Origin of the sequence: Flavobacterium saccharophilum, assembly GCF_900142735.1 — a bacterium.
Lineage (GTDB): Bacteria > Bacteroidota > Bacteroidia > Flavobacteriales > Flavobacteriaceae > Flavobacterium > Flavobacterium saccharophilum.
Genome location: NZ_FRBY01000006.1, coordinates 252,938 through 266,878 on the forward strand (window position 1 = coordinate 252,938; position 13,941 = coordinate 266,878).

Annotated in this window: 11 protein-coding genes and 1 tRNA gene; 5 read left to right on the top strand and 7 right to left on the bottom strand. The window is 34.2% G+C overall.

Translation table 11 applies throughout. The features are described 5' to 3' along the window. Positions 1-130: 130 nt before the first annotated feature. From BUA98_RS19590 to BUA98_RS19615, 5 genes are all read left to right on the top strand, one after another. A complete protein-coding gene (locus BUA98_RS19590) occupies positions 131-3,370 on the top strand; it encodes a VIT domain-containing protein (RefSeq protein ID WP_072975270.1) in 3,240 nt (1,079 codons plus the stop codon). Positions 3,371-4,008: 638 nt separating this feature from the next. Further along, positions 4,009-4,611, top strand: a complete 603-nt coding sequence (locus BUA98_RS19600; protein WP_072975271.1) for a hypothetical protein — start codon at positions 4,009-4,011, stop codon at positions 4,609-4,611. Between the two features lie 94 nt (positions 4,612-4,705). Beyond that, entirely contained in the window at positions 4,706-5,164 is a 459-nt protein-coding gene (locus tag BUA98_RS19605; RefSeq protein ID WP_072975273.1) for an SRPBCC family protein, read from the top strand. 157 nt (positions 5,165-5,321) lie between these two features. Next, complete coding sequence (locus tag BUA98_RS19610; RefSeq protein ID WP_072975274.1) at positions 5,322-5,693, top strand: hypothetical protein; 372 nt, start codon at positions 5,322-5,324, stop codon at positions 5,691-5,693. Between the two features lie 4 nt (positions 5,694-5,697). Continuing rightward, positions 5,698-6,240 carry a hypothetical protein gene (locus BUA98_RS19615; RefSeq protein ID WP_072975276.1) on the top strand — a complete coding sequence of 181 codons (543 nt, stop codon included), beginning with the start codon at positions 5,698-5,700 and terminating at the stop codon, positions 6,238-6,240. A gap of 69 nt (positions 6,241-6,309) precedes the next feature. On the opposite strand, the gene BUA98_RS19620 is transcribed toward BUA98_RS19615, so the two are convergent. From BUA98_RS19620 to murG, 7 genes are all read right to left on the bottom strand, one after another. Then, positions 6,310-6,383, bottom strand: a tRNA-Arg gene (locus BUA98_RS19620). A gap of 76 nt (positions 6,384-6,459) precedes the next feature. Next, positions 6,460-6,909, bottom strand: a complete 450-nt coding sequence (locus BUA98_RS19625; protein ID WP_072975278.1) for a GatB/YqeY domain-containing protein — start codon at positions 6,907-6,909, stop codon at positions 6,460-6,462. 201 nt (positions 6,910-7,110) lie between these two features. Beyond that, entirely contained in the window at positions 7,111-9,108 is a 1,998-nt protein-coding gene (gene ftsZ / locus BUA98_RS19630; RefSeq protein ID WP_072975279.1) for a cell division protein FtsZ, read from the bottom strand. Between the two features lie 84 nt (positions 9,109-9,192). After that, the gene (ftsA, locus tag BUA98_RS19635) at positions 9,193-10,617 is read right to left on the bottom strand and encodes a cell division protein FtsA (RefSeq protein WP_072975281.1); all 1,425 of its coding nucleotides are present in this window, start codon (positions 10,615-10,617) and stop codon (positions 9,193-9,195) included. A gap of 6 nt (positions 10,618-10,623) precedes the next feature. Beyond that, on the bottom strand, positions 10,624-11,346 hold the full coding sequence (locus BUA98_RS19640) for a cell division protein FtsQ/DivIB (protein ID WP_072975282.1): 723 nt from the start codon (positions 11,344-11,346) through the stop codon (positions 10,624-10,626). Beyond that, positions 11,333-12,682, bottom strand: a complete 1,350-nt coding sequence (gene murC, locus BUA98_RS19645) for a UDP-N-acetylmuramate--L-alanine ligase (RefSeq protein WP_072975284.1) — start codon at positions 12,680-12,682, stop codon at positions 11,333-11,335. The genes BUA98_RS19640 and murC overlap by 14 nt, the downstream gene beginning before the upstream one ends. Positions 12,683-12,836: 154 nt before the next feature. Next, on the bottom strand, positions 12,837-13,922 hold the full coding sequence (gene murG, locus BUA98_RS19650; RefSeq protein ID WP_072975285.1) for an undecaprenyldiphospho-muramoylpentapeptide beta-N-acetylglucosaminyltransferase: 1,086 nt from the start codon (positions 13,920-13,922) through the stop codon (positions 12,837-12,839). Positions 13,923-13,941: the final 19 nt, after the last annotated feature.

A 13,941-nucleotide genomic window follows, 5' to 3' on the forward strand; every position in this document is an offset into this window, starting at 1 on the left:
AAAAATTAAAACAAAACTTCTTTATAAGACTTTTTATGAAGAAGTTTTTTTATTCGTCCCAACCTTTTTATAAAAATAGTACTCTATAGTAATAGAGAAGTTTCTTCTGGAAAACTTAAAACTATATTTTATGAAAAACATACTTCTAATTTCGCTGTTATTCTTCGGATTTTTTAGTCAGGCACAAAGTCCGCAATTGAATGTAAAAGGAAAAGATTCTTCTTTAGTCCGACTAAACCAACTTAAAGTTACCGTAAAAATCGTGGGCAATATTGCGTACACGACAACTGAAATGCATTTTTATAACGGAACCAAGCGCCAGATGGAAGCCGAATTGATGTTTCCGTTACCGGAAGGGGTTTCGGTTTCGCGATATGCGATTGATATTAACGGAAAAATGCGTGAAGCGGTTCCGGTAAATAAAAACAAAGGAAAACAGGTTTTTGAAGCCGTTGAGCATCGTCGTGTCGATCCGGGATTACTCGAAAAAGTAGAAGGAAATAATTTCAGAACCCGCATTTATCCTTTAATGCCAGGAAAAGAACGCATTGTAATTATTGGTTACGAACAGGAATTAAGCAGTTTTGATGCGACACATTTGTCCTATCAAATGTTGAGTAGTTATTCCGGGAAACTGGATACTTTTGAGTTGAATGTCGCGGTTTTGGGGGCAACCGCGGCACCAACCATTGCTAATGATGAAGGAGTTCTGGCATTGGAAAATCAGAATCAGTCTTATGTGACTTCGGTTAAAAAAGTGAATTATCAGCTTAAGGATAAACTAGTTATTACGATTCCAATTCGTGCTGAAATTCCGAGTGTCGTAACCCAAAGCGTTAACGATCAACATTATTTTTATGCCAATACTATTTTGGATAATCCTAAAATTCTAAAGAAAAACCCAGCTACTATTGGTTTAATCTGGGATGTTTCACTAAGCTGCAAAAACCGAAACGTTAAGAAAGAGCTGCAATTGCTTTCCGCCTATTTTAATCAATTGAAAAACGTATCGGTGACTTTGTATTTTGCCGGTTATAACTTTGATAAAAAGAATACTTATACGATTCAAAATGGCGATTGGTCTGCCCTGAAATCAGTTTTAGAAAACGTGGTTTATGATGGCGGTACGCGTTTCTCAAAAATCAAATTGCCGGTTCATGACGAGTATTTATTCTTTACAGATGGCTTGTCTTCTTTGAGTGCAAATCTATTGACTACAACCAAAAAACCAATTTATACGATTAGTTCGCTTGGTTCCTCAGATTATGCTTTTCTGAATTATAATGCGATAAAAACGGGCGGAAATTTCATCAACTTAAATGAGTTAAAAATTGAAGATGCTTATGATAAATTGATGTATCAGAGTTTGAAATTTCTGGGAATCAAAGAAAATTATCTGGTAACCGATTTATATCCAATGACCGGAACACCTGTTTCAGGAAGTTTTAGCGTTGCCGGAATTTCATTAAAAAGCAAGAATGATGTGGTATTGCTTTTTGGTTATGACGAAAAACCTGTTTTAGAAAAAACAATTCATATTGATGCTACGATTCCGGTTTCGGGCGAAATTAGTATCGAAAAATTGTGGGCGCAAAAGAAAATTGCCAATCTCGAAATTCAGTACAAAACAAACGCCGATGAAATTGAAGCGCTCGGAAAACGATACGGAATTGTAACGCAAAACACGTCGCTTATTGTATTAGAAAGTCTGCACGATTATATTCAATATGATATTATTCCGCCAGCCGAATTAAGAGCGGAGTTTGATAACGTTATGAAGCAGCAAATGGCAAGCGCTCAGGCAAAGAAATTTAGCAATTGGGAAAATGTAGCCAGTTATTACGAACAGCTTAAAATATGGTGGGACAAAAACACGAAATACACTATTCCGAAACCAGTGCCTGTGCCAAAGAATCCAAAAAATGTGAGCAATATTACTGGTAATATAAGAGGTGTTGTTTTGGATGAACGTGGTATGCCCCTGCCAGGGGCAAGTATTTTAGTAAAAGGCACTCGTCGTGGCACCACTACAGATTTTGATGGCAAATTTGGTATTGATGCTGTAAGCGGCGATAAACTGCAGGTTAGTTATATTGGGATGGATGGCCAGGAAATCAGAGTTGGAAGAGGAAGAAATTATAGCATTACACTGAAAGACGCTCATCACGAATTACAGGAAGTTGTGACTGTTGCATACGGAATAAGCCGCAGCCAGCGAGAGGATGTTGAAGAGGATGAAGAATCAGATCGCAAAGAAAAAAGAAGTTATAGTACTGCTGCCACAACAATGGTTCGTGCAGAAAACATCACACGTCCTGCTCCGAGCATTCAAAAGGCACTGGCCGGAAAAGTAGCCGGAATTGCTGTTGGTTCTGGTACTGCAATTGCCGCTGACAATATTCAGAGTCAAAATGTTGTGGATTCCAATCTGGATGTTACTGTTGGTTATTCCAGTTTTAATCAAACAAAAACAAACACCTGGAATCCGGACCGAATTTATTTGAAAGCATTGGCCAATGCTCCTGCAGAAAAAAGATACAGTGTATATCTTGAATTGCGTGCCGACCAAATCAACAATCCGAATTTTTATTTTGATGTGGCTAACTACTTTTATGACAATGGCGACAAAGAAAAAGCCTTGTTAGTATTAAGCAACATTGCCGATTTAGGTTTAGAGAATCATCAGTTATACAAATCGCTGACTTATGTATTACGTCAGTGGGGAACCTATGAAGATGCTTTGTTTACTGCTAGCCAGGTTGCAAAATGGAGGGAGCAGGAACCACAAGCGCACCGTGATTTGGCGTTGACGCTGGAAGACAACAAACAATATCAGGCCGCTTTTGATGAGTTGATCAAAGCCTTAGATGTAAATTATTTCGGTGAAATGAGCGGACAATATTCTGGTGTTGAAGATATTATTTTAATGGATTTGAACAGAATGATTCAGGAACACAGCGGCATTAAAACAGACAAACTGGACAAAAAATATCTAAACAAAATGCCAGTTGCCATTCGTATTATCCTAAACTGGAATCAAATGGATACTGATATCGATCTTCACATTATAGAACCAACCAACGAAGAATGTTATTACGGACATCGCGATACTGAAATAGGTGCTCGTTTCTCTAAAGATTTCACAGAAGGCTACGGTCCGGAACAATATTTATTGAGAAACGCTGTTAAAGGAAAATACATCATCAAATCGAATTATTTCGGCGAAAGAACCTTAACCGAAAACGGCCCAACAACAGTTATGGTTGAAGTGTATACTTCTAAAAACGGTGTAACTGAGCGAAAACTGCAAACGATTCAGCTTGGTAGAATTAAAGAAAATCAAAACTTAGCAGAAGTTGTGATTGATTAATTATATAATTCATTTTACTGAAAAAGGTTTTAATTGACGTATGAAAATATGTTTATTAAGACCTTTTTTCTTGTTTGTTTTTTTTATTTGGAGCAGAAGAATTTCGTTTTCAAAACACGTTTCGTCCCGCTATCCGCTATATTCCCAATTAACAAAAACTACGGCTAAAAAGCCTTGTTTTTCTAAATCGGGAGATACCGCTGCTATCGGGGCTAGATTAGAGCGTTTGTTTTTTCATCACATTTACATCCAAAAAAAAATATAAATAATTTCTTATTCTTTCCTATCTTCGTTATTAATTATTTTTTGAAATTGTAATAAAAACGATAATTCATACACTTATAAAACACTAAAAATCATGGAAAATAAAAAAGTAGTCAACTTTATCTTTTGGATTTGTGCAATCATCTTAGGCGTAACATTATTTAAGCAATTCGATTTTGAAACTTTTAAATTTGAGAAGCCGGCACTGGCAGTTATTTACTTCTTGTGTTTTGCATTTTCAGTTTTTATTTTGGTGAAGAATTCTAAAAAGGGATCTGAGAAATAGGAAAAACTAGTCCTAAAAAATATAAATACAATTGAATCAGGAACTCCAAATTAACAAAAAGGCAGTTGGATAGCCTTCTAACGAGAATATGAAAAAGCTTATATGCCTATTATTGCTATTTGTATCTTTTTTTAGCAATCTATCCTATGCTCAAGACAAAAGAGAAGCTATAAATGACTTTTTACAAGCAATTGTTCCAGATTATAATCAAAAGATATTTATAATTCAAGAGAAGACCAGTACCAATCATGTAATTGATATTTTCAAAGGAAAAACGTCTAAAGACTCTCTAACCAATGAATACAAAAGAGAAGAAAGAGAAGAAATCAAACCGCCTCTCTATAATGAAGAACATTGGGCAGTAATGAAAAAAGAATATTATCTCAAAATTGAAAAACACAATTCATGGGTTGCTAATGATTTTAATTATAAAAATATTGAGTTCTTCTCATCTCATTTATTTATAGAATTTATTGTCAGTCACTTCGAAAAACATCTTCCAATCACTAATGTTTTTTCTTTTTCAGAACCTATCTTTTATAGTGCTAATAAGTATTTAGTTTTTAAAGTGGGTCAGGGAACCACTGAATCAATTAATGGCTTAACAGACAATTATTTAATAATCATGAAAAAAGAAAATGGAAAATGGATCGTAATGAGTAAATCTTACCAACTTGATCTATTTTATTAGACATTACAATTTTTTTTATTTTAACTTTAAACTTATAAAAGAAAAACAACAGCTAATAAAATTTAAAGATCAGTCTAACCAAATATTAAACATTATGAAAAAGTTACAATTCAAAGTAAGCATCAAGGCACCTGTAACCAAGATATATGATTTTATGCTTGGCATTACCAATAAATCAACTTACGAACAATGGACTGCCTTGTTTAACCCCACTTCTACCTACGAAGGAAGTTGGGAAAAGGGAAGTAAAATTCTATTTATTGGTGTAGATGAAAAAGGAGAAAAGGGAGGTATGGTTTCCAGGATAGCTGTAAACGTTCCACATCAGTTTGTCTCTATTCAACATTATGGACTTTTAAAAGATGATAAGGAAATAACTGAAGGACCAGATGTAGAAAAATGGGCAAACGGATTTGAAAACTACACCTTCGAAGAAAACAATGGAACTACAACTGTTACTGTTGACTTAGACACAGTAGAAGAATTTGTAGATTATATGAACGAACACTATCCAAAGGCACTTGACAAGCTGAAAGAAATTTGTGAAAAGTAGCAATTAAAAAAAGCCTGAGAATCTATATTCTCAGGCTTTTTGTTTTCTATAGTTAGACTGAGGTACAGAATGTGAAGCTGTTATTAGAAGAAACTTAAAGATTATAAATTATTAAATCTTAAAATGTAACTTTAACTATGATACATAAAAAAACACAATGAGATTAATAGGCGTAATTAGTGAATATAATGATGAATTGAGTGGGAAGAAATTTCATGATTATAAAATAAGAAGCGATTATCAGAATAAAGAAACGATTCTTAATTATTTGAAAAAAGGAACTTCGATCGCAGTTACTATGCAAGTAGTAAAATCATTAATAAAAGATGATAGTTCTATAATAGGTGGAGTTAGTTATTTAACAGACGGATATTGGATTTGGCCTAATTATCTCCACTTTTATGTTGATAAGCTATCTATTGAATTACCTTCAGATTTTCTAAATTTTATTTCTAAAAATGAACAAATAAAATTAATAAGTGATGGCCAAAAGCTTGAAGCAATTAATTTTTTAAAGTTATTAAAATAGAATTATGCTTGAATATTTAACAAAACTTGAAATTAATAAAAATCTGCGAATCAATTATTCAAAAGAGTTTCTGGATAAAGAAAATACAGATTTCATCACGATGCCTTTAGAAAATTTTCTTCAAAAATATTATTCGAAATTAGATGCTTTTGATGAGGAAGTCTGGGAAAAGACACTTTTAAATTTAGTCAAATTAGCCTACGACGAAAAAACATTTAACAAGATGGTGGAAAATTTTGGTTATTCCTCTATTGAAAAACATGATTTTAAAAAACAATTTGATTTTTTTGATGAATTAAAAAATGATAATAGATTAGATATTGACACAAAAAAATTTATTGGATTTATGGCTGGCAATCATTTTTTTGATAAATATGTTTTTTCAATTAAGGATTGGTTTAATTCATATTATTGGGCCAATCCTTATCTGTCAGTAACAAATTCAACAGAGAAAGCGAATTTTACCATAAATCATATTTTGAGTTCACCATACGGTCTTAATTATCTAAAAAGTGTTTTACCACGATTAAATCATTGGAGGCGATAATAAAATCGATAATGTTTAAAGATAAAAAAAGCCTGAGAATATAGATTCTCAGGCTTTTAAATTTTGTAGTGACCGCGGAGGGGTTCGAACCCCCAACCCTCAGAGCCGAAATCTGATATTCTATCCAGTTGAACTACGCGGTCAAATATTAAATTCCAAATTTTTTAAATTCCAAATTCCAATTTGAGCATTGGAATTTGGAATTTTTTTATTGGAATTTTAAACTAATAGTTTTTTTACAATTGCCGAAATGGTTTTTCCTTCAGCAGTTCCGCCTAATTGAGCAGAGGCTAATCCCATAACTTTACCCATTGAAGCAATTCCTGAAGCTCCAGTTTCAGCAATGATTTTTGCTATTACTGCTTCTACTTCTTCCTCACTTAATTGAGCAGGCAAAAACTTCTCGATTACAGCAACCTGAGCCAATTCTGGTTCAGCTAAATCAGGACGATTTTGTTCTGTAAAAATTCTGGCACTTTCTTTACGGGTTTTAACCAGTCTTTGAAGTAATTTAACTTCATCGTCTTCTGTTAATTCTTCTTTTGATCCTGAAGCTGTTGCAGCCAGTAACATTTCAGATTTAATAGCTCTTAATGCTTCTAATGCAACTGTATCTTTTGCTCTCATGGCCGTTTTAATTTCGTCCATGATTAATGTTTGTAAACTCATCGTTTTATTTTATTTAAATAAGCCAGGCTTATATATTGTTATAATTATTTGAATTATTTTCGACTTCACTTCAAATGACAATAAGATTCACTTTAAAAGTGTACTAAAGAAGTCAAATTTTAAAATTCTGTGCGAAGATAAAAAAAATAACCCGAAAATTAAATCCAATTTTCGGGTTATCCTAATATTATGAATGTAAAATTAATCTACGTTGTCGTGCAAAAATGAATTGTTTGAACGCAATTGCAAATCGTTATTACTATCAGTACCAACAGATATTCTTGAATTGGTTGTATTCGACTGATTATTTGAAAGATCGATACCTAATCTTTTGTAAGCAGGCTCTTTTTCAAGTTCATCAATTCTCGAAACATTATTATGGAATTTATAGTTAAACTCCTTTAGTTTCTTTCTTCTTTCTTCTGCTCTTAAACGTAATGTTTCTTCGATAGTTAATTCCATTGGAGAAACATTTGAAGTTGTTGAGAAATCAGCTTCCTGAGCAAAATCAACCTTTTGTTTCAACTGAATATTCAATTCAGCAGGAACAACATCTTCTACCACTTTTTCAACTGGTTTTGATGACATTAAATTGTCCTCAACCTCCATATATTCTTCTAAAGAATATTTGATAACTCCGTTTTCAGCAACTTCTGTTACCGGTACAAATTGTACTGGATCGTTAACTTTGATATTACGAGTTTCGTTTGATAATTCGAATAAAATTTTAGTCTCCTCAACAACCGGTTCTTTTTTTACTTCTGGCTCAGATCTGAAAAGAGGCAAATCAAAAGAGAAAGTCGTTTGTTCTTCTCTTTCAAAAGTTCTTTGCTGAACTGGCTTTACTTCCTGAACAAATTCTGCAGCAGGAGATGAAATCGTAAAATCGATATCTGTAATTGGCGAAACGATTTCAAAAGTCACATCAAGATTTTTGATAAACTCTGACATCACCACTAATTCTTCCTGATTGATAGTTGGAGCAACTGCAACTGGAGCAACAGGAGTTGGAACTATAGGATTATGAGTATTAGCAAAAGGCTCATCTTCCATTAATTCAAAAACAACTTTTTCTTCTGATTTCGCAGTAGGTGTTTCAGCATTTAAATCAAAAGAAGTAACCGTTTTGTTCGTTAAATTATGAACACTTCTTTGCTCATCTTCTAACGTATGAATGATTTTTTTAGGTTCTGTATTTACAATTTCATTTTGTTGTTCAACATCAAAACCAGTAGCAATGATAGTTACCGCAATAGCCTCACCAAGAGTTTCGTCTTCACCAACTCCCATGATAATATTCGCGTTGTAACCCGCTTCTGCCTGGATATGATCGTTGATTTCTCCAATCTCATCAAGCGTGATTTCATTAGATCCAGAAACGATAAGCAACAATACGTTTTTGGCTCCTGTAATTTTGTTGTCGTTTAATAACGGAGAGTCCAAAGCTGAAACAATAGCTTCTTTCGCTCTGTTTTCACCTGTAGCAACAGAAGATCCCATGATCGCAGTTCCACTGTTTGATAAAACAGTTTTTGCATCACGTAAATCGATATTTTGAGTATAGTGGTGCGTAATTACTTCAGCAATACCTCTGGAGGCTGTTGCTAATACTTCATCCGCTTTAGAGAATCCTGCTTTAAAACCAAGATTTCCGTATACTTCTCTTAACTTATTATTATTGATTACGATTAACGAATCGACTTGTTTACGTAATTTTTCGATTCCTAAAAGAGCCTGTTCCTGACGAACTTTCCCTTCAAACTGAAATGGAATTGTTACGATACCAACCGTTAAAATCTCTCTTTCTTTTGCTAATTGTGCAATTACCGGAGCAGCACCTGTACCGGTTCCACCACCCATACCAGCGGTAATAAATACCATCTTAGTACCACGGTCCAACATTTTTTCGATATCAGCGATACTCTCAATAGCAGATTGTTGTCCTACATCAGGATTTGCTCCTGCTCCAAGACCCTCTGTTAGGTTCATACCTAACTGAATTTTATTTGGTACAGCACTATTCTGAAGTGCCTGCGAGTCTGTATTACAAACGATAAAATCTACCCCTTTAATACCTTGTTTAAACATGTGGTTGATTGCGTTACTTCCGCCTCCACCTACACCTATTACCTTGATTACATTTGATTGGTTTTTTGGTAAATCAAATGAAATACTTCCAAATTCTGAGTTGCTCATCATCTTTTTGGTTTTGAAATTCTTATTAAATACATTTTTTACTTCTTGACTTGGGGCCAATAGTAATCCTTTTCGTCTATTATTATTTTATTCTGCGTTGTCTAAAAAATCCTTGATTTTATCGACATAGCGATCAAAAAATGATCTTCTTATTTTTGTTTCGGTAGATTCTGCTTCAACCTTCGTGTTACTTCTAACTTCTCTTGGCTGTTCAATAGTTTCTACTCTTTCAACGTAGTTTTCTTCAACTTCGTATCGTTGTTGTACTGGCTGTTGTTGCTGCGGTGGAACATTTCTGTAAACCACTTTTGGCTGTTCGTTAACCAACTCCATTCTAACAGCACTTTGTGTACTGTTTTCGATGCTGTTCATTACCAAACCAACTGCAGTTGCAAACAATGGGCTAGAAATTTCTTCGCTTGAATTCCCTGCTAAATGCTCATTTGGATAACCAATTCTGGTATCCATTCCGGTAATGTATTCTACTAATTGTTTAATGTGTTTTAGTTGAGCACCACCACCTGTAAGAACGATTCCGGCAATTAATTTTTTACGAGGATCTTCGTGTCCATAAGCCTTAATTTCTGCAAAAACCTGCTCCACAATTTCCACCACACGGGCATGAATAATTTTAGATAAGTTTTTAAGCGATATCTCTTTTGGCTCTCTGCCTCTTAATCCAGGAATAGAAACAATTTCGTTGTCTTTATTTTCTCCCGGCCAGGCTGATCCGAATTTTATTTTTAAAAGCTCAGCTTGTTTTTCAATAATTGAACAGCCTTCTTTAATATCGTCTGTAATTACATTTCCTCCAAAAGGAATTACTGCAGTGTGACGAATGATTCCATCTTTAAAAATGGCTAAATCCGTTGTTCCGCCACCAATATCGATCAATGCTACACCAGCTTCTTTTTCTTCCTGACTCAAAACTGCATCTGCAGAAGCCAAAGGCTCTAATGTCAATCCAGACAATTCGATTCCTGAACTCTGAATACATCTTCCAACATTTCTGATAGAAGAGGCTTGTCCAACCACTACGTGAAAACTAGATTCCAGTCTTCCACCGTACATTCCGATTGGTTCTTTAATTTCAGATTGTCCGTCGATTTTAAATTCTTGTGGCAAAACGTGAATGATTTCTTCTCCTGGTAACATAGCCAGTTTATTAACCTGGTCAATCAAAAGCTGAATATCTTTTTCGCCAATTACTTCCTCCGGATTACTACGGCTGATGTAATCTGTATGCTGAATACTTCTGATGTGTTGTCCTGCAATACCCACGACCACATCTTTTATTTTATAACCTGAATTATTTTCTGCTTCTAAAATAGCTTGTTGAATTGATTGGATTGTTTGCGTAATGTTGTTTACAACACCTCTCGCAACTCCCAAACTTTTGGATTTCCCAATACCCAAAATTTCCAACTTGCCATACTCATTCTTCTTGCCTATCATGGCAACGATTTTGGTGGTTCCAATATCTAGACCTACTGCAATGTTATCTTTTTCCATTTTCTATTATTTTGTGCAAACTACTTGTTCCGTAAACCTAAGGTCAATCTTTTTGTATTTATATAACGAACTATCTAAAACTGCTTTTTGAAAAAAGGCCTTATAGTTTCTAAATTTCTTATCAACATTCATCGTTCTGCCAAAGTCGATGAAGTAATCATAATTTCGATTAAACATTTTTAAGCTGCCATTAGGCATAATTTGAATCGCAATGATGTTTTTTTTCAAAAACGCATCGTCATAAATTGTGCGAAATAAAGCAGCTAAATCTTCGTTATTTTTTTCATTTATTGCCCCCGAAACAAGAGGAACCCGAGCTGTAAAATTGTCTGATAAAGGCATTTTATGTCCTTCATAGTCAATATAAAAAGAGTTATCACCATCATAAACTCTCGCTATTGGTGTCTTCTGTTTTACTCTCGCTTTTAGAACTCCATCGATACTTACAAAAACATCTGACTTCTCAATCATGTCTTGCGTATCAAGGTTTTTTTCTATCTTATTCAAATCTACTTCATCTTTTCGGATACTGGAAGCGTCTCTTTTATTTTCTATTAACAATTTATTAACCGATTCCTGCTTTACAAACAGCGTGTTTTCTCCTACAAAAACAACCATAGATTTCTTCAGTTTTCGATCACCATTTCGATGCTGTGCGAACGAATACAAAAAAAGTACAAGCCCAAAAATGAGAATCAATCGAATATTTGTCCAATTAAATATTTTCATTTAGCATTTTTTTAATTGATGGAACCATTTCACCAATATCTCCAGCTCCTATTGTTACAATTATTGGCGCATCACTGGCTTTGATTTCCGCTAATAAATCATTTTTTGCAACAATTTTCTTATTCGAACTTGTCATTTTACCTAGCAACCAATCCGATGTAATCCCTTCCATCGGTAATTCACGTGCCGGGTAAATATCCATTAAAAACACTTCATCAAATTGTGATAAACTTTCTGCAAATCCATCAGCAAAATCTCTCGTTCTGCTAAATAAATGCGGTTGAAAAATCGCCAAAACTTTACGTCCTGGATACAATTCGCTAACAGCCTGATGTACAGCATTTATTTCTGTTGGATGATGTGCATAATCATCTATATAAACTAAATTTTCAGATTTAATCTGATAAGAAAAACGTCTTCTGATTCCGTTGAATGAAGCAATGGCTTTTGCAATTAAGTCGGTCGGGGTGCCAAAAGTCTTAGCCATTGCAATAGCCATTAATCCATTCATTAAATTGTGTTTTCCTGGTAATCCAAAATGCAAGTCTTTCATAATTTCTGATGGCGTTTGCACATCAAAAACATAACTTCCATTTTCAATACGAACATTGAACGCCTTATATACAGCATCTTCATTTATAGCACATTGCACTCCTTCAAGAGGCAATTCTTTGGTTATAAACAACTTGCTTTTATCTTCAACTTTCGAAGCAAATTCTACAAACGAAGCCTCAATAGCATCGCTGGTTCCGTAAATATCTAAATGATCAGCATCCATAGAAGTGATACAGGCAATATTTGGATGCAAATGCAAAAATGAACGGTCAAATTCATCTGCCTCTACAACCGTTACCGTTTTTCCAGTTCCAATTAAATTAGAATTGTAATTCTCAACTATTCCACCCACAAATGCGGTAACATCTGCTCCACTCTCATATAAAATATGTCCTAGTATACTTGAGGTTGTTGTTTTTCCGTGTGTACCGGCAACTGCAAAACTAAAAGTGTCTTTCGTAATAATTCCTAAAACTTCAGCACGCTTTTTAATTTCGTAATTTCTTTCGATAAAGTAATTCCACTCTGAATGTGATTTTGGAACAGCAGGCGTAAAAATCACCAATGTATTCTCTACAAAATAATCACTTGGAATCAAATTAATATTATCTTCAAAATGAATATCAATTCCACTTTCAATCAATTCATTAGTTAACATCGAAGGCGTTTTATCGTAACCTGAAACCTGTTTCCCGATATATTTAAAATAACGAGCCAGAGCACTCATTCCGATGCCTCCAATACCAATAAAATAAACGTTCTGTATTTGATTTAAATTCATTTTAATTTTATTTTTTGGGCTATTTGTTTCTACTCTTATTTTGTAAAAAACTAGTAATTAAGCCTTTGTATTTTTTCTCCTTTAATAACCCAAAATGCCTAAAATAGCATTCTGTTTTCTTTTTTGTGTTGTATAATTTTAGACAAACTTTATATTATAACAACTTTTTAATCTCCTCAACAATAACTTTCGTTGCATTCGGCATCGCCAATTTTTTTATATTGGCACTCAACTGTTTTTGCTTCCCGTCATCTTTCATTAAAGCTTCAAAAACAATACTAAACTGACTGTCTAATTCTGATTCTTTCAATAAAATAGCACCTTTTGCATCTACAATAGCCTGTGCATTTTTTGTCTGATGATCTTCAGCAACATTTGGTGATGGAATAAAAATCACTGGTTTTCCAACAATACATAATTCCGAAACCGATGATGCCCCTGCACGTGAAATAATCACATCAGCTGCAGCGTATACAAAATCCATTCTTTCAATAAAATCAACCACTCTTACGTGTTGCTGATTGTATTTTTTATAATCCTCAAAATATAATTTCCCGCATTGCCAAATGATCTGAACGTCTTGCGAAAGCATATTCTGTAATTCCTTTTCTATTAACTGATTGACTCTTCTCGCACCTAAACTTCCACCTAAAACCAATAGTGTTTTTTTATTTGGATCTAAACCGTAAAAAGCGATTGCTTCGTCTTTTTTACTTTCAATATCAATCAAATCCTGACGAACAGGATTTCCAGTCAGAACGATTTTTTCTTTTGGAAAAAAGTGCTCTAAATTTCCATAGGCTACACAAATTGCATTCGCTTTTTTGCTCAACAATTTATTTGTAATTCCGGGGAATGAATTCTGTTCCTGAATTACTGTCGGAATTCCGGATGAACCTGCTGCTTGTAATAAAGGCCCACTCGCAAAACCTCCCGTACCTATAACGACGTTAGGTTTAAACTGCTTAATGATCCTTCTTGATTCTAATAAACTTGTTGCTAATTTTAAAGGAAACATCAAATTCTGCAATGTCAATTTTCGCTGTAAACCTGCAATCCAAAGTCCTTTTATCTCATAACCTGCCTGAGGCACTTTTTGCATTTCCATCTTATCCTGTGCCCCTACAAAAAGGAATTCTGCATCAGGAAATTGTAATTTTAATTCATTCGCAATTGCAATCGCAGGATAGATATGTCCTCCTGTACCGCCACCACTTAATATGAATTTATAATTTGTCATCTTTAAAAAATTTTACTCT